Here is a 20,000-nt window from a genome sequence, read left to right as displayed (position 1 = left end):
AAGACACGGAGCTGGAGACCCCTTGTGTGGGGTGGATGGTTCGGTGGCTCTCTGTGGATAGTTTCATAGTGTTACGGCGGCTATAGCGGTGGGGAAACGCCCGGTCCCATTCCGAACCCGGAAGCTAAGGCCACCTGCGCCGATGGTACTGCACTCGACAGGGTGTGGGAGAGTAGGACACCGCCGGAACAATTGTGTGGAAGGCCCCCAGCAACAGCTGGGGGCCTTTCCTATTTTCAGGGGAGGCCGGGCGGGATCACGCCCATTGGAATCGCCAGGCCGGGCGTTTGACGAGGCCGGCCGCATAGCTGTTCAGCGCGACTTCTTCTTGCCAGATACTCGGGCAGAATCCCGCGTGCTCCAGGGTGATTCGGCGGGCCTCGGTGATGGTCGACGGCGGTGCGGCCACAGACAGCTCCAGGGTGGTGCCGCCGAGCCGGACCACCCGGATGCCGAACCTGTCCTCCCAGGTGCGCAACACCGCGGAGATCTTCTCGACGTCCCAGGTGTAATCCATCGCGCCGGTCCAACCGATCAGCGCTGGGGTATCCGCGCTGCGGACGCTGGGAACCAGTGCGAGCCGGGCTGTATCGGCTCCCTCGGCGGCCAGGCGGGCCGCGGCGTATCCGGGATGTACGGCCAATCGGTGCGCTGGCGCGAATCCGGGCCATCCGTTGCCCGAGAAGTCGAAGTACTCGCGGATGAGCTGATCGCCCGGGACGCTTTCGATGACGTCGGCGGTCGGGGCGGTGCCCAGCAGGGCGATATCGATGGTTTCGTCGAGTAGCAGAGGATACAGACCGGTCTGGGGATGGTCGTCGAACATCGGCTCCCACCACCTCAGGATCGCGGGGCCGGCCTGCTCGGACACCCACATGACCGGTCGGCCGCGCCCGCCCTCGGCGGAGACGACGTGTCCGGGGGGAAAGCCCGCGGGCAAGGTATTGAACGAATTCTTGACACACATGACGGATGAACCCCCTGAAGTCCGTTGGCAAGTCGATCGGATCTGTCCGGTGAAGCTATGCCTGGGCACCGACACGCATCGATTTCGGAACGCATCTTCAAGGTGAGGGATATGTGCAGTTCAGATGGGGTGATTCCGGCATCGGCACGGACGCGACATGGGCGGCATCGGTACGTACCGATACCGCCCATGTCGCGTCGGATAACTACAACCAGGTGTCGAGAGTGGTTGTGGTGAGGAAGTGTTCGAGGTCGGCGCGCCAGGGGGCCGGAGTGGTCTTCTCCGGTTCGATGGCGGTGTACTGACCTCGGTAGAAAAGCAGCGGCCTGCCGGAGTCGGTGGACTCCGACAGGGCCTGTACTCGGCCGATCACGACGTAGTGATCGCCGCCGTCGAGCACGTTGTCCACTGTGCACTGGATCGTGGCCAACGCGCCGTCCAGGGCCGGAAGGTTCAGTTCCGTCGTGTGCCAGTCGATTCCGGCGAATTTATCTGGTTCGCGGGAGCCGAAGCGGGCGCAGACGGGCTGCTGTTCCTCGGCGAGCATGTTGACGCAGAAATTGCCGTTGCGCTCGATCGCCTTCCAGGAGCGGGACTCCTTGGTGGGGCAGAACAACACCAATGGCGGATCGAGCGACAACGCGGCGAAGGACTGGCACGCGAAGCCGATCGGCGCCGCGCGGTGGCTGCCTTCTTCGGGTCCGCCGGACGCACCGTTGCCCGTCGCTCGCACCGCATCCCCGAAGGTGGTGATCACGGTGATGCCGGTGCAGAACTGCCCCAGCACATTTCGGAACTGGCGCGGGTCGATGACGGGTTGCTCACTCGTGGTCATGCTTCGCGGCCCTCTACTTGAATCCCACCGAGAAGTCGTGCCCCCACAGGCTCACCGCGGTGGATTCCCGCGCGATCCAGGAGTGATCGTCGACTTCCAGTCCCTCGCAACCGTATTCGATGTCGAAACCGCCGGGAGTTTTCATGTAGAACGACAGCATCTTGTCGTTGATGTGCCGACCTAGCGTGGCGGACATCTTGACCTTCTTGCGCATCGCGCGATCCAGGCACAACCCGACGTCGTCGGAGTTCTCCACCTCGACCATGAGATGCACGATGCCGGTCGGATTCGGCAGCGGCAGGAAGGCCAGCGCGTGATGGCGCGGATTGCAGCCGTAGAACCGCAGCCAGGCCGGATCGCCGTCGGCGGGACGCCCGACCACCTGCGGGGGCAGCCGCATCGAATCGCGCAGCCGGAAGCCCAGCACATCCTGGTAGAAAGCCTGCGCCGCGGCATCATCGGTGCAGGTCAGCACGACGTGTCCGAGGCCCTGTTCGGCGGTGACGAATTTGTGCCCGTACGGGCTGACGAACCGGCGGGCCAGGTACTGCGCGCCGTAGAACGCCTCGAGCGTGTTGTCCGAGGGGTCCTGGAACCGGATCATGCCCTCGACGCGGCGGTCGGTGAGTTCTTCCTTGGTGGCCTCGGTGAACGCCACTCCCGCCTTGGACAACGTCTCCCGAAGACGTTGCAGCGCAGGGGCGTCGGTGACCTCCCAGCCGGAGACCTGCAGCCGGTCCTTCTCGCCGGGCACGATGACCAGCCGGGCGGGGAAGTCGTCCATGCGCAGATAGAGGGCGTCGGGATTCGGGCCCTCGCCCTCCATCATGCCGAGCACCTTGAGCCCGTACTCGCGCCAGGCCGCCATATCCGTGGCCTCGATGCGCATGTATCCGAGCGCGCGAATACTCATTATCACCTCTCCTGTGACATGCGGGACACCCGCGCCCGGTCGGCGCGATGACGGGCTTCGCCATGGGGTGTCATCGTGCCTCCTTCAGGCCGAGCAGGAAGTCGGTTGTCAGACGGTTGAATTCGTTGAACTTCTCCGCCTGAGCCCAGTGGCCGCAGCCACCGAACACATGAAGTTGTACCCGCGGAATGGACTTGACCGCCACCAGTGCGCCGTCGAGCGGGTTGACCCGGTCCTCGCGTCCCCAGATCAGCAGCACGGGCTGGCGCAGCTTGTAGGCGTCGCGCCAGAGCATGCCCTTCTCGTAATCGGCCGAGGCGAAGGATTTGCCCATCGCGCGCATGGCGTTCAGCGACTCCGGGGTACGGGCGAGTTCGAACCGTTCGTCGATCAGTTCCGGGGTGACCAGCTTCTGATCGAAAACCATGATCCGGATGAACTTCTCGATGTTCTCCCGAGTCGGTTCGCCGACGAAGGTGCTCAGCGCCTTGACGCCCTCGGTGGGGTCGGGCGCGAACAGGTTGGTGCTCACTCCGCCCGGCCCCATCAGCACGAGTTTGCCCGCGCGATCAGGATAGTCGAGTGCGAAACGCACCGCCGCGCCGCCGCCGAGCGAGTTGCCGAGAATGTGCACCCGGTCGGTGATTTCGAGGGTATCGAGCAGATCCTTCAGCGCCGAGGCGCTGTGCACGAAATACTGCGGATGCTCGGTCGGCTTGTCGGACAGGCCGAATCCGGGCTGATCCACGGCCAGCACGTGGAAATCCTGAGCCAGCACGGGAATGTTGCGCGCGAAATTGGCCCAGGACGACGCGCCCGGACCGCCGCCGTGAAGTAAAACGATCGTGGGGCGGTTTCCATTGGTCGCTTCGCTCCCGAAGCCCACGCCCGCCTCGTGATAATGCAGCTTCAGATCCGGCCGAACCTGGGCGTAGCGGGAGGTGGACTCGAAGGTGATCTCCGAAACCGTGGTCATCACACCATCCCGTCGGTGACCGGCATGCCGAACGCGTGCGTGCCGTACATCGTGTAGGCGCGTTCGGGATCGTTGGCCGCGTGCACCCGTCCGGCGTGTGCGTCCCGCCAGAACCGTTGCAGTGGAGTGCCGTTCGCGAGCGCGGTGGCACCGGAACTCTCGAACATCTTGTCGATCGAGGCGATCGCGCGGCCGGTGGCGCGGACCTGGTCGCGGCGGGCGGCCACCCGCAGGTCGAACGGGATCTCCTCGCCCGCGACCAGCAGCTTGTACTCGTCGGCGACGTTGCCCGAGAGCTGACGCCACGCGGCGTCGATATCGCTGGCGGCCTCGGCGATCCGGACCTTGGCGAACGGGTCGTCCTTGGCCTTCTCGCCGGCGTAGGCGGCGCGCAGGCGCTTGCCCTGGTGTTCGACGTGCGCCTCGAGCGCGCCGTAGGCCATGCCGACGATCGGCGTGGAGATGGTGGTGGGATGGATTGTGCCCCAAGGCATCTTGTAGACGGGGTCGGTGTTCTCCCGCAGGCCCGGCGCGGTCAGGTCGTTCATGCTCTTGTAGCTCAGGAAGCGGTGCCGCGGCACGAAGACGTTCTCCAGCACCAGGGTGTTGGAGCCGGTTCCCTTGAGGCCCACCACATTCCACACGTCATCGATGCGGTAGTCGGTGCGCGGCACCAGGAAGCTGCCGAAGTCGACCGGTTTGCCGTCCTTGATCACCGGGCCGCCGACGAAGGTCCAGCTGGCGTGGTCGCTGCCCGAGGACCACGCCCAGGAGCCGTTGACGATGTAGCCGTCGCCGCTCTCGGTGACCACGCCCGCGCCCATGGGGGCGTAGGAGGAGGAGATGCGCACCGACGTGTCCTCGCCCCAGACCTCTTCCTGGGTCTGCTGGCTGAACAGCGCCAGATGCCAGTTGTGCACGCCGATGATGCCCGAGACCCAGCCGGTGGAGCCGCAGGCGCTGGCGATCTTGCGCACGGTGTCGTAGAAGACGACCGGATCGCACGCGTACCCGCCCCACTGGCGCGGCTGTAGCAGCTTGAAGAAACCGGTTTCCTGTAGCGCCTTCATGGTCTCGTCGGGGATGCGGCGCAGATCCTCTGCCTCCTGCGCCTGTTCGCGCAGCTTCGGCAACAGCGCTTCGACCCGTTCGGTCACTTCTTGCGTCATCTCGGTGGCTGCTCCTGGCTCGATCGGTGCGGTGATCCTTCATCCCGGGGCTGATGTGTCCCCGGGACTGATGCTAACTCTGAGACTAGAACACGTTCTTGTTCATGTCGAGAACGGGTGTTCGCCGAGGGTGCCGGGTGGCCCGTGCCTGGTCGTCGCGGGAATAACTGGCGCACGGCCGGACAATTTTGTAACGTGTTCTAGTAATCGTAGAGGAGGGATCGCAATGGCAGGAACCCCATCGCGGTCGAGCGACGGGCCCGGAGGCGGCAGCCTGCGTAACCACGAAGGGCCCCGCTCGGCCGCAAGTCCAGCGCAGCGGGGCGGTAAGGTCCGCGAGATCGATGTCGGCACCGCGCCCACCCGGTTTGCGCGGGGATGGCATTGCCTCGGCTTGGCCGCACCGTTCCGGGACGGCAAGCCGCACGCCATCTCGGTGTTCGGCACCAAACTGGTGATCTTCGCCGACAGCAACGGCGAGCTGCAGGTGCTGGACGCGTACTGCCGGCACATGGGCGGAGACCTGAGCATGGGCGAGATCAAGGGCGATTCGGTCGCATGCCCGTTCCACGACTGGCGCTGGGGTGGCAACGGCCGCTGCACGGAAATTCCGTACGGCCGCCGGGTGCCTCCGTTGGCCCGGACTCGTTCCTGGACGACGCTCGAGCGCAACGGTCAGTTGTTCGTCTGGCACGACCACGAGGGCAACCCGCCGCCCGAAGATGTCACCATCCCGCACATCGAGGGTCCCTACACCGACGCCGACGGCAATCCGGCCGAGACCATCGACGACGGCTGGACCGAGTGGACCTGGCACTCGATGCTGATCGAGGGCGCCAACTGTCGCGAGATCATCGACAACGTGGTCGATATGGCGCACTTCTTCTACATCCACTTCGCATATCCGACGTTCTTCAAGAACGTCTTCGAAGGGCATGTGGCCTCGCAGTTCCTGGAGACCAAGTCGCGTCCGGACGTGGGTATGGGCTCGCAGTACGGTGATTCGCTGCTCAAGTCGGTGGCCGCGTACTACGGACCCTCCTACATGATCAATCCGCTGCACAACTTCTACGGCGGGTTCGAGGTCAAGAGCGTCCTGATCAACTGCCACTATCCGGTGTCGCAGGATTCGTTCGTGCTGCAGTACGGCATCACGGTGCAGAAGCCCAAGGGCCTGGACGAGGAGTCCTCCAAGAAGCTGGCCGAGAAGATGACCGAGGGCATCGGCGTCGGCTTCCTGCAGGATGTGGAGATCTGGAAGCACAAGTCCAAGATCGAGAATCCGCTGCTGTGCGAGGAGGACGGGCCGGTCTATCAGCTGCGCCGCTGGTACGACCAGTTCTACGTCGACGTCGCCGATGTCGATCCCAAGAGCACCCAGCGTTTCGAGTTCGAGGTCGACACGACCAAGGCGAACGAGGCGTGGGAGGCGGAGGTCGCCGAAAACCTGCGCCGCAAACGGGAATCCGATGAGGCGGCCGCCGCGGAGGCGGGAGTCTGATGACCACCTGGGCGAAAGCACCGGACTTCGCGGACCGTCCGGAGCGGCGGGCGCAGGTGCGCGCCCAGACGGTCGCGGACAAGCAGCGCTACCTCGAGGACGGGATGGTCCCGGTCGCCTGTCTGACGTGTGGGACGAAAGTCCTTGTGCGCAAGTCCAGTTCGCAACAGACCTCGGTGCAGTGGACGGTGAATCCGGCCGACCACTGCCCGGTGTTCCAGGAATTGGCCGGTGGGCCCGGGCGTCCCGAGGGGTGCCCGAACCTGCATCGCGCAATCGCGCACGCCGTGGACGAGGGAATCATCCCCGTCGGGGAGTAGCGGCAGAGCTGTTGTGCCGGAACGCACCCTGTCCGAATATTCGGACGGGGTGCGTCCTCTTATCCGCGGTGTGATGCTCGAGGGATACGGCTAGGTTCTGTCTCGAAGTGAGCCATGGGGCGGGCGGACCTGACCGATGCGCAAGGGGCGAGGCTGGAAACGCTCGCAGCCTGTGGGCACGGGTTTCACAATTCCATGCCGAGCTGTCGATCTGGTGGGGTGTCGTTCGTCGGAACTATGGATCCGGTCGAACAACGCGGCTGGACCCCCAAGCACCCGAGGAGACCGACCGATGAGCGCACCGACGCCGCCCAAGCCTGCGGCCCGATTCCTGGTCATGTACGAAACCCCCTCCGACATCGAGGCCTTCGAACACCACTACTGGGATGTACATATCCCGCTCGCCAACAAGCTGCCGGGCCTGCGTCGCTACACCGTCAGCCGCGACGCGATGCCCGTAGTCGGCGAGCCGTACTACATCGTGGGAATGCTGGATTGGGATGACATGGCCACCCTCGTCGCGGCGTTCGAGTCAGAGCTCGGGCGGCAGTGCGCCGCCGATGTGCGGGAACACCTCAGCCGCTATGCGACTATCCGCAGCATGGTCCTCCAGCTCGACGAGGCATAGCCACGAGGCACTTCGAGACAGAACCTAGCCCCAGCTTCCCGGACCCGGGCACCCCGGTGGCTTGGTGAAGTCGCACGGGGTGAAGAACATCAGGAGGTCCTGGGACCCCGTGGGCAGCAACGACGCCGACCCCGTCGAGGGCAGGTTGGAGACCGTTCGTCCGGACTGCGTGTCGACTGGCGTCGCGGGCTGCACCGGGATCGTCGCGAAGGCCGGGCTTGTGCCCAGTGCCAGCACGGCCGCGCCCGCGATCGCGGCGCCGAGTGCGAAACGTTTCATGGACACTGTGATTCTCCTATCGATCCATGGGATATGAGAACCGTAGGGCGGGGAACGCGTCCTGGAACGACCCGATTTGCGGTGCCCCGGGAATGCGGGTGTCCGCGTTCGTCGTTCAGTCGAGGCGGAAGTCGGCGAAGTCGAATCCGGGGGCGACGATGCAGCTGACCAGTGCATACTCGTCGGTGGCGGGCCTTGCGGACTGGCTGACGCCGCCGGGGACGACGGCCTGGAGCAGTTGTCCGCCTTCGACATCCGGCCCCAGGGTGATCTCGTCGCCGCCGATGTTCAGCAGCAGCGGGCCGCCGCGCTGCCACAGCCAGATCTCGTCCGAGCGGACCGTATGCGGGGCGGAGTGTTCGTGCGGTAGCAGCAGGAAGTGGATCGCGGTCGCGGCCGAGCGTGGCCCTTCGTATTCGTCGGGGGTGAATTCCACTGGGCTGCGGTAGGTTTCGCGGAACCAGCCGCCCTCGGGGTGGGGCTGCAGGTCGAGGGCGCGGGCGAGTTCGGGGCGGTCGGTCACGGTGCGTGCCTCCTGGGCTGGCGGATGCGGTCCATCGAGACGATCGTGCTGGGTGGTGGGCACGAATGCGAATCGGCCGCGGTGGGTCAGCCGATCTCGCGTGGCCGGCTGTAGGCCAGGGCGACGTGGGTGAACAGGTCGATGCGCTGGGCATGGGCGGTTTTGCTGTCCGGTTCCAGCAGGCATTGGATCCCGGTGCCGTCGTGGACGGCGACCAGGGCGCGGCCCAGGGCCCGCGGATCGGTCACCGTACGGCCGGCGCGGTCGAGCAGAGCTTCCCATACCGGCAGCAGCGCGGCGACGATCGCCTCCTCGCGCGCGGCCATCACGCGCCGCAGCGCGGGATTGCGCAGCGTATGCGCGGTGAATTCATAGGTGATGCGAAACCATTTGTCGTCCAGCGGAATCGCATGCAGGACCCGTTCGACTCCGGCGTGCAGGTCGTCCACTTCCGCGACCTCGTCGAGGACCGCGGACAATTCGCGCAGCATATTCGCCGACCGCTGCTCCCACATCGCCAGGAACAACTCCTCGAGCGAGGTGAAATTCGAGTAGAACGCCCCGCGGGTATATCCGGCCCGCTCGCAGATCTGCTCGACGGTGCAGCGGCCGAAACCCTCCTGCGCGAATGCCTCGAAGGCGGCATCCAGCAGTCGCTGCCGAGTTTCGGCCCGCCGTTTGGTCACCCGGGGCGCGCGCGGTGTCGACGCGCCGGTCTCGTCGGCCTGCACGGACATCGCCACCTCCCGCTCCAATGGATACACGACCGTATCAAACTCCGGATTCGTGCTGGTAGCTCGGCGGGAGCCGGGTAGTTTCGGCCGCCGTGCGTCCGATTCACGGATTAGTGTGTCTGGTATGAGCTGGCGGCGGCGTGGCGGCTCGGTCGGGGTACTGACCGGCGCGGGAATTTCGACCGATTCCGGAATTCCGGATTTTCGCGGACCGCGTGGGGTGTGGACCGAGGATCCGATCGCGGAATTGCTCTCCACCTACGACAACTACCTGGCCGATCCCGAACTGCGCGAACGTGCCTGGATCGCGCGGCGGGACAATCCGGCCTGGCAGGCGCGGCCCAATCCGGCGCATCGCGCGCTGGTCCGCCTGGCGCAGGCGCGCACGGTCGGCATCATCACCCAGAACATCGATCGACTGCATCAACGCGCCGGATCGCCACCGGAATCGGTGGTGGAAATCCACGGCAACATGTTCGAGGTGGAATGCACCGTCTGCGATTTCCGCACGACGATGTCCGCCACCCTTGAACGGGTGGCCGCCGGTGAGCCGGATCCGCCGTGCCCCGAATGCGGCGGCATCCTCAAGGCCGCGGTCATCATGTTCGGCCAGCAATTGAATCTGCGCAGTATGCTCACCGCCCAGCTGGTCGCCGAAACCTCGGAAATCTTTCTGGCCGTGGGTACTTCGCTCCAGGTCGAGCCCGCCGCCTCGCTCTGCGCCATCGCCGTGGAACACGGCGCGGCCCTGATCATCGTCAACGCCGAGCCCACCCCGTACGACCTCATGGCCACCGAGGTCATTCACGAACCCATCGGCACCGCCCTGCCGCACCTGGTCGCCGACCTGCTCACCCGCCCCGAGTCGTAGGCGAGCAGGTCGGCTTCGATGGCGCCGAGCTCCCGCATGGTCGCCACGGTGCCCGCGGCCTTCTCGCCGAAGGTGAAGTTGTCCCCGACCACGACCCCACACATGCAGCTTCTCCACCAGCAGATCGTGCACGTAGTGCGCCGGGGTGAGCTCGATGAACTCGTCGTGGGTCGTAGCCGACTGCGCGCGCTCACCGGTGGTGGCCCATGGTGCCGTGGTCGCGACGATCTGTTCGGCCGATGGGCCGCTGTGTCAGCGTGCGGGGCCGGTTTCAGGCGAAGGGCGGGTCGGGGCGGGGTCGGCGGGTCGGCCGGTGACGAGGAAGTCGCGGGCCGCGGTGAGGATCTGCTCGGACAGGTCGTCGCCCGCGGCGGCTCGGGCGAGCATCACCGCGCCCGCCATGACGGCGATTTCGATCAGGACATCCCGATTGTCTTCGGATGCAGTCGGATTCATGCGACCGAGGCCGTCGATCATCTGCCGCAGGCCCTCGAGATATGCCGCGCGTAGGGGGCTGCCGACGTCGGTGCGGGCCACGTCGCCGGCCAGGGCGGCGATGGCGCAGCCCTGTGCGGGGGTGTCGCGATGAGTGGGAGACAGATAGCGCTCGAGGAAGGCGCGGCGTGCGGCGTATTCGTCGGGACCGGCTTCGAGCAGATCCGTTCGTTCGCGTTCCTTCTCCGCGCAGGCGGCCGAACACGCTTGCGCCACAAGGTCTTCCTTGGATCGGAAGTGCCGGTAGAAACCGCCGTGGGTGAGTCCCGCCGCGGCCATCACCTCCGGCACCGTCACGCCGTCGATCCCGTCGCGGCGCACCAGTGCCGAGGCCGCGTCCAGGACCTCGCGGCGGTGTGTCTCGGCCTGCGCTCGCGATGATCGCGGCATGGCGTCCCCTTTCCGTGGTCTGTGTATCGCCTCACCAGTCTTGCGCATCAGAATAGATGATGGCAATAATCTAAATCATAGTGGGTGCGGTCTCATCGCACCCGAACCACACCGGAAGGACACCTCATGACCAGGATCGAAGGGGCTACTGTGCTGGTGACCGGCGGTCAGCGCGGCTTGGGCCGCGCATTCGCCGAGGAACTGCTACACCGTGCCGCGCGGAAGGTCTATGTCACGGCGCGTCATCCGGTCGAGGCCGCGGATCCCCGCATCGTGCCGCTCGCGCTCGAGGTCACCGATCAGGATTCCGTCGCGGCTGTGGCAGCGCGGGCGAGCGAGGTGAACATCGTGATCAACAACGCCGGGGTCGTGCGCCCGTCCCCATTGCTCACCGCCGAGATCGCTGATGTCGCAGCGACTTTCGATACCAACGTCTTCGGGCCGCTGCGGATCGCGCAGGCGTTCGCGCCGATCCTGGCGGCCAATGGTGGCGGCGCGCTGGTGGACATCCACTCGGTGCTGTCCTGGGGGTCCGGCGCGGCGGCCTACGGCGCGTCCAAGGCGGCGTTCTGGTCGCTGACCAATTCGCTGCGTACCGAACTGGCCGCGCAGCACACCCAGGTGGTCGGTGTGCATCTGGGATTCGCCGATACGGACATGGTCAAGACGATGCGGGGCGAGAAGCTCAGTCCTCGGCACGTTGCCCAGGCCGTTGCGGACGGCCTGGAGAGGGGTGAGGACGAGGTGCCGGTCGACGACCTGAGCAGGCGCGTCAAGGCCGCGCTCTCCGGTCCCGTGGAAAACCTCGCACTGCCGATCGGTGGCTGAATGCCGCCGGACCCTTCCGACCGTAAGGATTCGAACCATGCCGCTGTGGCACATCCACCATCCCGTCGGCGTCTACTCCGAGCAGGACAAGCGCGATTTCGCCGCCGATATCACCAGGTATTACACCGACGTCGGTCTGCCCGCGTTCTACGTGGTCGTCCAATTCCACGAACTGGCGGAGTCCGACTTCTTCGTCGGCGGCGTTCCGTCGTCGGACACCGTGCGTATCGTCGTTGCGCATCTGGCTCGGCATATCGATGATCCGCAGCGGCGAAAGCGAATGACCGAGGGCGTCAATGCGATCACTCTCCCGTACACCCGAGAACGTGGGCTGCACTGGGAATTTCATATCGAGGAGAGTTCGCGCGATCTGTGGATGATCGAGGGTCTGTGGCCGCCCGCGGCGGGCAGCGATAACGAAAAGGCATGGGCGGCGGCGAATTCACCGATACCGGAAGCCTGATCCACGACCCGGAACGGTCGGCGGCATCCAGCGCGATGCCGCCGCCGCGTCGTGCGTTTCGGTTTCACTCGGACGGCCCGCTCGGCCGTCGTGCCCGGTAGCTGGAGGCCCGGGTTCGTTCAGGCGAAGGGCGACTTCGGGCGGGGTTGGAGTTCACCGTCGAGGTAGATGTCGACTTTCTCGTTGTAGAAGCAGGCCAGGCCGGTTATTTTCTGGCTTTCCGGCAGCGGGGTTCGGTAGATCCAGACCAGGTCTTTGTGCTCGGTACCGTCGATTTCGAGATCGAAATAACCGGCGGTGCCCTTGTAAGGGCAATGGGTCTGCGTGTCCGAGGGGGTGAGCAGGTCCTGGCGGGTGTCGGTGAGGGGCAGGTAGTAGCGCGGCGGGAGGCCGGTCTCGAACAGGATGTGCGGACAGTGCGAATCGGCCACGGTGACCCCGTCCACGACGACCCGCACGTGCCGGGAACTGCTCAGGATGTCCACGCGGGTGTAGGGGTTGCGCGGGTGGAAATAGACCGGTTCGTCCTCCTCGAACCATTCGTCCATCGCATTCCACTCGAGGCGGACCAGATCCCGCAGTTCCGGGATCGGAGAATCCGGATAGCGTAGTGCCGCAGCGGATTTGACGATGCCGTCGACGACGGCATCGTGCACCTGCCCCTCGCCGCGGCTGGGGGAGTGCCGAGTTCGGCCGGTTGCCTTCAACTCGGCGCGCACATCGCTGAGCGGCACGTAGTAGGCGGGGTAGTACGGACTCTCCCAGACCAGGGTGGGATGAATGGTGTCGGCGATGAGCCGGCCGGCGGCGTAGGCGCGCACACGCTTGTGTCCGGGCTCGATCCTGACCCGGCCCCGATTCGTCTCGCTCATACCCGCCCAAGGTACGCCCGCGAGGTGACGTTCTCCGGGGTCTCGGCGGCGGTTCGGCGGCCGGCTCGCGCGGAAACGAGAACGGCCGCCGCGGCATCTCGAGTGGAGATGCCGCGACGGCCGCGCCGCGAGCTACCGGATCAGTTACCGGTGATCAGGCGGAAGAAGGTGGCGTTGATCTGGGCGTTGTTCGGGCTGCCGATCGCGCCGCCGATGGCCGCGCCGAGCGCGCAACCGGGCAGGACGAAGAACCAGAAGCCCAGCAGGCAGCCGATGATCGCGCCGACCGCGCCGCCGTGCTGCACGCCCCAGACCCACTGGTTGATGAGCTGGTTGCCGGTGTCGGTGAAGCCGATCTGCTTCAGGGTCATCGAGCGGCCGTTGTTGCTGATGGTGGCCGCGACCGGAACGGCCTTGCCCTTCAGGGTCATCGGGATGGACTCGGTGGTCTTACCCGCGGCATCGGTGATGTCGATCGTGTGGGTGGTCGCGTTGTTGACGAAACGGCCCGTGGGGAGCGTCGCGGTGATGGTGTGCGCCGAGGTGTCGTTCGTGGCGGAGACCAGCTGGGTCTCGACGTTCTGCGGCTGCTTGACCGGGGCTGCGCCCGAGGTGCTGGAACCGATGATCACCGCGCCCGCGGTGAGGACGGCGAGGGCCACGCTGCGGCCGAGGGTCTGGATCGAAACTGACACGAGGATTCCTTCATCAGCGCAATAGTGTCGGGTCATGGCGAAAGAGAGCGTCGAAAAAACAACGCCCCGTTCGACATTGCGCTCACACTATGTGGAAATCGGCCGCATGTAAATTGGTGATCACACGATGTCCGAATCAGGGACCGGGCAATCGACGTTCCCTTCCGGCAGTTGTCGCAAATGTGCCATGAATTCGCTGTGGGCCGCTCCGGCTCGGAGCGGCCCACGGATTCGCACCTCACGAATAAACCGCGATCAATCCTCCCCGGCGCTGATCGCCTGCGCTTCCTCGACGCTGTGCGGCTCGGGATCGTGATCGTCCACGTGGGCCAGGTGCGAACGTCCGGCCAATAGAACGATCACACCGACCGCGGTGCATGCCGCGCCGACCCAGAACGGCAGGGCCATATGTTCCTCGCCGAGCTTGCCGGCCAGGTAGGGCGCCGCGGCGCCGCCGACGAACCGGACGAAGCTGTACGCGGCCGAGGCGGTCGAACGCTCCACCGGCGCCGAGATCATCACGGCCTCGGTGATGAGGGTGTTGTTCACGCCCAGGAACAGTCCGGCCAGGACGGTGCCGACGATCAGCACGACCCTCTGGTCGGCGAAGATCGCCATCACCGCGAGATCCGCGGCGAACGAGGTCAGCGCCAGCGCGATCATCGGCACGGTGCCGAACCGGCGTTGCAGTTTCGGCGCGAGGAATACCGAGGCCAGCGCGAGCATCAGACCCCAGCCGAAGAAGATGAACCCGATCGAGTAGGTGCCCATGTTCAGCGGGAACGGGGTGTAGGCGAGCAGGGTGAAGAAGCCGTAGTTGTACAGCAGCGCGGTGATGCTCACCAGCAGCAGGCCGCGGTGCCGTAATGCCTTGAAGGGCGCGGTGATCGAGGTGTGCCGTGCCGGTTTCGTTGCCTGTGGGAGCAGGGCGACGATGGCGATGAAGGCCACGGCCATCAGCACCGAGACGCCGAAGAACGGTGCGCGCCAGCTGATCCCGCCGAGTACGCCGCCCACCAGCGGCCCGGCCGCGATGCCGATGCCCAGGGCGGCCTCGTAGAGGATGATCGCGCGGGCGACCCCGCCGGTCGCCGCGCCCACGATGGTGGCCAGTGCGGTCGCGATGAACAGCGCGTTGCCCAGGCCCCAGCCGGCGCGGAAGCCCACGATCTGCCCGACGGTGCTGGAACTACCGGCCAGCGCGGCGAATACGACGATGATCGCCAGGCCCGCCAGCAGGGTCTTCTTCGCGCCGAAGCGACTGGACACCATGCCCGTGATCAGCATGGCCACGCCGGTCACCAGCATGTAGCTGGTGAACAGCAACGTCACCTGCGAGGTGGATGCGTGCAGCTGTTCGCCGATCGGTTTCAAGATCGGATCGACCAGGCCGATGCCCATGAAGGCGATGACCGAGGCGAACGCGACGGCCCAGACGGATTTGGGCTGTTTCGCCCGGGTGGGGTGGGTGGTGTCCGGTGCGGCGGCGGTGTCGGCGCGCGGAGACACAGTGCTGCTCATCAGAGACGCTCCTGGGTGATCTGCTTGTTACGCGGCCGATTTCAGGGCCTCGAGCAGCTCGTCGAGCTCGCCGCGCAGGTGGGCGAGCCGGGCCGCGTCGAAGCCGGGCAATCGTGCCGTGAGGGCGGTGCCGATCGCGCGGCGGGACACGGCCAATCGGTCGCGTCCCGCCGGCGTCAGCGCGACGACCACTGCTCTGGAGTCGCCGGGATCTGCTGTGCGGCTGACCAATCCGGCTTTCGCCATCCTGCCGATCAGCGCCGTTGCCGTCGGCTGTGAACAGCCGTCGATCCGGGCGAACTCGCTGACCCGCAGGGCGCCCCGCTCGTCCAGGACCGAGAGCGCACGCAGCATCGCGTGCGGTAGATCGTCCTTGCGGAGCGCGCGGGCCAGCCGGGTCAGCTGCGCCACGGCGACCACGATGTCGACCGTGTGCTCCTCCCGGCGGGCGGGGGATTCGGATTCGACTGCCTGGTTCAACTGCACAGTACTAAATTACATAGGCTAACTATCTATGTACATAGGTTGGCTATGCAAAATGCTGTGAGTTCACCCACTGGCGCGGTGTCGCTCCCCCTCCTGGGCTGCATATACCCTGCTCGGTGCTCGGTGCTCGGTGCTCGGTGCTCGGTGCTCGGTGCTCGGTGCTCGGTGCTCGGTGCTCGGTGCTCGGTGCTCGGTGCTCGGTGCTCGGTGCTCGGTGCTCGGTGCTCGGTGCTCGGTGCTCGGTGCTCGGGCGGGCAACCCGACGGTTCGGGATTTCAAGGCTCGAGGCCCGCGGTTCGGGCCTCCGGGATATGGGGATCGGGTGGACGCGGGCGCGGGGGCGGCGACCGTTCGGCGAGGGCGCGATCGGCACCTCGTGTGCGGCAGCCGGCGAAGGCTGGTCGTGGTGTCCAGTGGGCGATACACCCGGGCTCAGGTCCGGGTTGATTGTCCGCACGTCGGTGCGGCGCCTCCCCGGTCCGGCTGGTTCACCCAGGTGAGACCCGTGTTTCACCCGCTCGCCGTCCTGCGTGACGCCTGGCGTCGCGATCGGTGGGGTGAGTGTGCCGCACAGCTCGATCGGCGCACCTTGTTTGAACGCGGGATGCTCGGGAATTGCGAATTCATTGCAACCAACAACGTTGGGATACACCATGATTGCACTCGTCGGATTGATCGTATTGATTGCTGCCGTGGTCGCCGGAGTCGCGGCAGTGACCGGAAACATCGGCCAAAGTCATCTTCTGACAACAGATTTCAACATCTTCAACCAGCACTACACCGGCTCGGCCGGCGAGGTGTTCGCCGCGGGCATCGTCGTCGGCGCGGTCGCCGCGATCGGTGTGGCGCTGCTGCTGGTGGGGACCCTGACCACGACCCGCCGCCACTGGGCGACCCGCCGCGAGCTGCGCCGGTCGCGGCGTGAGATCGATGCCACGCGACGGGATCTCGACGGCGCCACACCCGGAAAGACCCGCGCCGTGACGACGCGCGGGGCCCAGCCGCAAGCCTGATGCGCAGGAGCCGGGGTCCGTGGTGAAGAGCGGCCCCGCAGCCTCATCCTGCCGCTGATGCGGACGGCAGCTTCTCTCGAACGAACGAGGGGTGGACCCGCGGGTCCACCCCTCGTCTCGGGTCCGGACTAGACCGGGCGGGCCAGGGGACGCGCGGGATGACCGAACAATTGGGCGTCACCGTGGGCGCGCTTGAAATACAGGTGCGCCTCGTGCTCCCAGGTGATGGCTATGCCGCCGTGCATCTGCACGGTCTCGCCGACGATCGCGGAGAAGGCGTGCGAGCAGTGGATGCGGGCGGCCGCGATGTCCAGCGGATCGGCGGCGCCCTCGGCGAGATCCGCGATGACGGCGTAGGCGACCGACCGGGCCGATTCCACCAGCACGTACATATCGGCCATACGGTGCTTGAGAGCCTGGAAACTGCCGATCGGGCGGCCGAACTGCACCCGGGACTTGCTGTATTCGACCGTCATCTGCAAGCAGGCATCGGCAGCGCCGACCTGTTCGGCCGCGATTGCGGCCCAGGCGATTTCGCGCAAGCGAGTGATCGCAGCCGCATCGCCGCCCAGAGCGTGCGCGGGTGCGGCGGTGAAGGTGATCTCGGTCAGGCGGCGGGTCGGGTCCATCACCGGTGCGGCGGTGCGGGTGAGTTCGGTTGCGGCGGCGTCGATTTCGTACAGGCCGTCGGAGGTGACCACGATCAGGGTGTCGGCGGTCTCGCCGTCGAGTACGTAATGTGCTGTGCCGGTGAGCTTTCCGTCTTCGACGCGAACTCCAGGCTCATCCCAGCCCGCCGCGCTCGCCCAGCAGACCCCGAGTGTGCGGGCGCCCTCGGCGACGTCGGGCAACAGCCGCTCGCACGCCTCGGTATCGCCCGCGAGCAACAGCGCCTGCACGCCCAGCACCGCGGAGCCGAGCATCGGCGGCGTGTGCAGAGTGCGGCCGAGTTCCTCGACCACCGTGAGCGCCTCGACCAAGCCGGCCCCGATCCCGCCGTACTCCTCCGGAACGGCCAGCGCGGCCACCCCGACCTGCTCACACAGCAGCGCCCACAGCGCCGGGTCGTAACCGGCCTCACTGTCGATCGCCCGGCGCAGCACAGCGCGATCACCGTGCTTGGTCAGCACCGCGCGCACGGTGCTCACCAGTTCCTGCAGTTCGGCCGTGCTGCTCACGGTGTTCCTCCTGTGTTCTCGGCGGGGGAGACGCTCATGCGGCATCCGGATCGCGCAGGGCGGCGGCCACTCGCGAACGATGGAAATCGACTGTGCCCCAAGCAGATTGCAACGCGGTAACCTTGGCGAGCCATAGCGACAGGTCGAATTCGGCGGTATAGCCGATCGCGCCGTGGACCTGCAGGGCGATGCGCGCGGTGCGGTAGGCGGCGTCGGCGCAGGCGATCTTGGCCGCCGAGATGTCGCGGGAGTTGGGTTCGAGGGCGGCGCGATACAGCAGCGGCTGGGCCATTTCGAGGCCGATCAGGGCATTGGCTAGGTGGTGTTTGATCGCCTGGTATTGGCCGATCGGCTTGCCGAACTGATGCCGCTGCTTGACGTACGCGACGCTGGTATCCAGCAGTGCCCGGCCCGCGCCGAGCAGCACCGCGGCGGTCGCCAGGACACCGGCGTCGAATGCCGTCGCGGCCGCCGCGCGCACCGAATCACCTTCGGCGAGAAGCTCGTCGGGAGAGACGGAGAACAACCGGCGGGCCCGGTCGACGGACCGGATGCTCGCCGTGCGTCGCGCGGTGTACAGCCGGTCGCCGTCGACGAGCAGGATCACCTCGGCGGCATCGGCATCCACCGCGGGCTGATCGGGGGACAGCGCGAGGGTGCCCAGGGAGCTTCCCTCGGCGAACGCGCCGAGCCAGCGTCCGGCCGGCACGCTGTCCGGAAGCGCTTGCAGCAGTGCGGGTATCGCGGCAGCGGTCTCCACCAGCGGGCCGGGCACGGCGGCGCGGCCGAATTCGGTGAAGGCGACCACGGAGTCGATCGTCTCCGCGCCCATACCGTCGTACGCCTCGTCGATCGCCAGGCCGAGGGCGCCCGCGCCGGCGAGCTGGCGGATCAGTCCGCGCCCGCCGTGCTGGTCGCCGCCGCCCCAGGCGCGGATGATGCCGGGCGTTCCGGCCGCATCGCTCATCTTGCGCAGACTGTCGGCGAAGTCGCGCTGTTCGGGAGAAAGTGCAAATCTCATCGATCGGTCCAATCGGGGTCGGGCGAGTTCAGCGGGGCAGGCCGAGCAGGCGTTCGGCGATGATGTTGCGCTGAATCTCGTTGGTGCCCGCGTAGATCGGGCCCGCGAGGGAGAACAGGTAACCATCGGTCCAGGCGCTCTCCTGTTCGGCGGCGGGGCCGAGCAGTTCCAGGGCCGTCTCGTGCATGGCGATGTCCAGGTCGGACCAGAACACCTTGTTGACCGAGGATTCCGCGCCGAGCTTGCCGCCCTCGGACAGCCGGGTGACGGTCGCGAAGGTGTTGAGCCGATACGCCTCGGCCCCGATCCAGGCGTCCACCACGCGATTTCGCGACGCGGTGTCGCTCGCGTCGGTATTCGAACGCCACAGTTCGATGAGCCGTTCGGCAGTAGCGCTGAACCGGCCCGGACTGCGCAGCGACAGTCCGCGCTCATTGCTGGAGGTCGCCATCGCGACGCGCCAGCCGTCGTTCGGCTCACCGATGACGTCGCGGTCGGGCACGAAGACGTTGTCCAGGAAGATCTCCGCGAAGCCGGGTTCGCCGTCGAGCTGCGGGATCGGCCGCACGGTGACCCCGTCCGCGGACAGCGGGAACATCACGTAGGTCAGCCCGCGATGACGTCCCCGGGGGGTGCGGTCAGGCCCGGAGGCGGCAGCTTGCGTAACCACGGAGGGACCCGCACCCCCCGAATCGGACCCCGCCTCGGGATCGCTGCGGAACAGCCCGAATCCCCAGTCCGCGAAGGAGGCTCGTGAACTCCAGGTCTTCTGCCCGTTGAGCACCCAGCCGCCCTCGGCGCGTCTGGCGCTGGACCGGATACCGGCCAGATCGCTGCCCGCCTCGGGCTCGGACCATGCCTGCGCCCAGATATCTTCTCCCCGAGCCATTCTCGGCAGGATCCGGGCGAGCTGCTCGGGCGTGCCGTGTTCGAACAACGTCGGTGCGAGCAGGAAGATCCCATTCTGGCTGACGCGTCCGGGCGCACCGGCCGCGTAGTACTCCTGCTCGAACAGAACCCATTCCAGCAGGGAGACATCGCGTCCGCCGTATTCGCGCGGCCAGGCGACCACCGAGAGCCGGGCCTGGGCCAGGGTGGCCTCCCAGCGCCGGTGCGCCTCGAAGCCCTCCTCGGTGTCCATCGACGGCAGTGGCGTCGCCGGGACGTTGGCGCGCAGGAATTCACGCACCTCCAGCTGGAATTGCTCTGCGGCGGAATCGAGTTCGAGATCCATCTAATTCGCCCTGTTCTCTGCGGTGCTCGCGTCAGGTCCGGCGGCGGCTCGGGTAACCACGAAGGGCTCGCGAGCGCCGCGATCGGAC

General features: G+C 66.5%; 23 protein-coding genes and 1 rRNA gene. 8 read left to right on the top strand and 16 right to left on the bottom strand.

All coding sequences use genetic code 11. The features are described 5' to 3' along the window. The first annotated feature begins 72 nt into the window (after positions 1-72). Positions 73-189 (top strand): 5S ribosomal RNA (rrf, locus tag NV1_RS07975). 67 nt (positions 190-256) lie between these two features. Here rrf and NV1_RS07970 read toward each other — a convergent pair. The 5 genes from NV1_RS07970 to hsaA all read right to left on the bottom strand — a co-directional run bounded on the left by NV1_RS07970 (position 257) and on the right by hsaA (position 4,860). Further along, on the bottom strand, positions 257-967 hold the full coding sequence (locus NV1_RS07970) for a DUF4253 domain-containing protein (RefSeq protein ID WP_067887200.1): 711 nt from the start codon (positions 965-967) through the stop codon (positions 257-259). Positions 968-1,172: 205 nt separating this feature from the next. Next, a complete protein-coding gene (gene hsaB / locus NV1_RS07965; protein ID WP_067887198.1) occupies positions 1,173-1,802 on the bottom strand; it encodes a 3-hydroxy-9,10-secoandrosta-1,3,5(10)-triene-9,17-dione monooxygenase reductase subunit in 630 nt (209 codons plus the stop codon). A 13-nt stretch (positions 1,803-1,815) separates the two neighbouring features. Next, on the bottom strand, positions 1,816-2,718 hold the full coding sequence (gene hsaC, locus NV1_RS07960; protein ID WP_157116690.1) for an iron-dependent extradiol dioxygenase HsaC: 903 nt from the start codon (positions 2,716-2,718) through the stop codon (positions 1,816-1,818). A 67-nt stretch (positions 2,719-2,785) separates the two neighbouring features. Then, positions 2,786-3,691: a 4,5:9,10-diseco-3-hydroxy-5,9,17-trioxoandrosta-1(10),2-diene-4-oate hydrolase gene (hsaD, locus tag NV1_RS07955; protein WP_067887192.1), complete on the bottom strand. Its 906-nt coding sequence runs from the start codon at positions 3,689-3,691 to the stop codon at positions 2,786-2,788. Further along, positions 3,691-4,860 carry a 3-hydroxy-9,10-secoandrosta-1,3,5(10)-triene-9,17-dione monooxygenase oxygenase subunit gene (gene hsaA, locus NV1_RS07950; RefSeq protein ID WP_067887189.1) on the bottom strand — a complete coding sequence of 390 codons (1,170 nt, stop codon included), beginning with the start codon at positions 4,858-4,860 and terminating at the stop codon, positions 3,691-3,693. Before hsaA ends, hsaD begins: the two co-directional genes overlap by 1 nt. Positions 4,861-5,086: 226 nt before the next feature. Here hsaA and NV1_RS07945 point away from each other — a divergent pair, with 226 nt between their 5' ends. The 3 genes from NV1_RS07945 to NV1_RS07935 all read left to right on the top strand — a co-directional run bounded on the left by NV1_RS07945 (position 5,087) and on the right by NV1_RS07935 (position 7,309). Continuing rightward, a complete protein-coding gene (locus NV1_RS07945) occupies positions 5,087-6,361 on the top strand; it encodes a 3-ketosteroid-9-alpha-monooxygenase, oxygenase component (protein WP_084525184.1) in 1,275 nt (424 codons plus the stop codon). Further along, complete coding sequence (locus NV1_RS07940; RefSeq protein ID WP_067887185.1) at positions 6,361-6,681, top strand: hypothetical protein; 321 nt, start codon at positions 6,361-6,363, stop codon at positions 6,679-6,681. The genes NV1_RS07945 and NV1_RS07940 overlap by 1 nt, the downstream gene beginning before the upstream one ends. Before the next feature lie 292 nt (positions 6,682-6,973). Then, positions 6,974-7,309: an EthD family reductase gene (locus tag NV1_RS07935; RefSeq protein WP_067886493.1), complete on the top strand. Its 336-nt coding sequence runs from the start codon at positions 6,974-6,976 to the stop codon at positions 7,307-7,309. A 24-nt stretch (positions 7,310-7,333) separates the two neighbouring features. Here the strand turns inward: NV1_RS07935 and NV1_RS07930 are convergent, their stop codons facing one another. The 3 genes from NV1_RS07930 to NV1_RS07920 all read right to left on the bottom strand — a co-directional run bounded on the left by NV1_RS07930 (position 7,334) and on the right by NV1_RS07920 (position 8,848). Further along, positions 7,334-7,594 (bottom strand): hypothetical protein, encoded by a 261-nt coding sequence (locus NV1_RS07930; protein WP_157116684.1) that lies wholly within the window; start codon positions 7,592-7,594, stop codon positions 7,334-7,336. A 109-nt stretch (positions 7,595-7,703) separates the two neighbouring features. Then, positions 7,704-8,111, bottom strand: a complete 408-nt coding sequence (locus NV1_RS07925) for a cupin domain-containing protein (protein WP_067887285.1) — start codon at positions 8,109-8,111, stop codon at positions 7,704-7,706. 86 nt (positions 8,112-8,197) lie between these two features. Further along, complete coding sequence (locus NV1_RS07920) at positions 8,198-8,848, bottom strand: TetR/AcrR family transcriptional regulator (protein WP_067887283.1); 651 nt, start codon at positions 8,846-8,848, stop codon at positions 8,198-8,200. 121 nt (positions 8,849-8,969) lie between these two features. Between NV1_RS07920 and NV1_RS07915 the strand changes: the two genes are divergently transcribed. Further along, positions 8,970-9,716, top strand: a complete 747-nt coding sequence (locus tag NV1_RS07915) for an SIR2 family NAD-dependent protein deacylase (RefSeq protein WP_067887180.1) — start codon at positions 8,970-8,972, stop codon at positions 9,714-9,716. 252 nt (positions 9,717-9,968) lie between these two features. Here the strand turns inward: NV1_RS07915 and NV1_RS07910 are convergent, their stop codons facing one another. Then, a complete protein-coding gene (locus NV1_RS07910) occupies positions 9,969-10,601 on the bottom strand; it encodes a TetR/AcrR family transcriptional regulator (protein ID WP_067887176.1) in 633 nt (210 codons plus the stop codon). Positions 10,602-10,727: 126 nt separating this feature from the next. Between NV1_RS07910 and NV1_RS07905 the strand changes: the two genes are divergently transcribed. Together NV1_RS07905 and NV1_RS07900 are read left to right on the top strand one after the other, a co-directional pair. Further along, the gene (locus tag NV1_RS07905; protein ID WP_067887173.1) at positions 10,728-11,429 is read left to right on the top strand and encodes an SDR family oxidoreductase; all 702 of its coding nucleotides are present in this window, start codon (positions 10,728-10,730) and stop codon (positions 11,427-11,429) included. A gap of 37 nt (positions 11,430-11,466) precedes the next feature. After that, complete coding sequence (locus tag NV1_RS07900) at positions 11,467-11,892, top strand: tautomerase family protein (RefSeq protein ID WP_067887170.1); 426 nt, start codon at positions 11,467-11,469, stop codon at positions 11,890-11,892. Positions 11,893-12,011: 119 nt separating this feature from the next. On the opposite strand, the gene NV1_RS07895 is transcribed toward NV1_RS07900, so the two are convergent. The 4 genes from NV1_RS07895 to NV1_RS07880 form a co-directional block, all read right to left on the bottom strand. After that, positions 12,012-12,764 (bottom strand): DUF427 domain-containing protein, encoded by a 753-nt coding sequence (locus NV1_RS07895; RefSeq protein ID WP_067887167.1) that lies wholly within the window; start codon positions 12,762-12,764, stop codon positions 12,012-12,014. A gap of 140 nt (positions 12,765-12,904) precedes the next feature. Then, a complete protein-coding gene (locus NV1_RS07890; RefSeq protein ID WP_157116682.1) occupies positions 12,905-13,459 on the bottom strand; it encodes a DUF8020 domain-containing protein in 555 nt (184 codons plus the stop codon). Between the two features lie 255 nt (positions 13,460-13,714). After that, a complete protein-coding gene (locus NV1_RS07885) occupies positions 13,715-14,980 on the bottom strand; it encodes an MFS transporter (protein WP_084525182.1) in 1,266 nt (421 codons plus the stop codon). A 27-nt stretch (positions 14,981-15,007) separates the two neighbouring features. Continuing rightward, positions 15,008-15,466 carry a MarR family winged helix-turn-helix transcriptional regulator gene (locus NV1_RS07880; protein ID WP_067887161.1) on the bottom strand — a complete coding sequence of 153 codons (459 nt, stop codon included), beginning with the start codon at positions 15,464-15,466 and terminating at the stop codon, positions 15,008-15,010. Positions 15,467-16,119: 653 nt separating this feature from the next. Between NV1_RS07880 and NV1_RS07875 the strand changes: the two genes are divergently transcribed. Further along, entirely contained in the window at positions 16,120-16,479 is a 360-nt protein-coding gene (locus NV1_RS07875; RefSeq protein ID WP_067887158.1) for a hypothetical protein, read from the top strand. 128 nt (positions 16,480-16,607) lie between these two features. Here the strand turns inward: NV1_RS07875 and NV1_RS07870 are convergent, their stop codons facing one another. From NV1_RS07870 to NV1_RS07860, 3 genes are read right to left on the bottom strand one after another with little or no spacing between them, the layout of a single operon-like run. After that, positions 16,608-17,657 carry an acyl-CoA dehydrogenase family protein gene (locus NV1_RS07870; protein WP_067887156.1) on the bottom strand — a complete coding sequence of 350 codons (1,050 nt, stop codon included), beginning with the start codon at positions 17,655-17,657 and terminating at the stop codon, positions 16,608-16,610. A gap of 34 nt (positions 17,658-17,691) precedes the next feature. Beyond that, a complete protein-coding gene (locus NV1_RS07865) occupies positions 17,692-18,678 on the bottom strand; it encodes an acyl-CoA dehydrogenase family protein (protein ID WP_067887152.1) in 987 nt (328 codons plus the stop codon). Between the two features lie 28 nt (positions 18,679-18,706). Beyond that, positions 18,707-19,912, bottom strand: a complete 1,206-nt coding sequence (locus NV1_RS07860) for an acyl-CoA dehydrogenase family protein (protein ID WP_067887149.1) — start codon at positions 19,910-19,912, stop codon at positions 18,707-18,709. Between the last annotated feature and the right edge of the window lie 88 nt (positions 19,913-20,000).

It is taken from the genome of Nocardia vaccinii NBRC 15922, from assembly GCF_001613305.1.
Classification (GTDB): Bacteria; Actinomycetota; Actinomycetes; order Mycobacteriales; family Mycobacteriaceae; genus Nocardia; species Nocardia vaccinii.
This window is presented reverse-complemented; position numbering and strand designations above follow the sequence as displayed.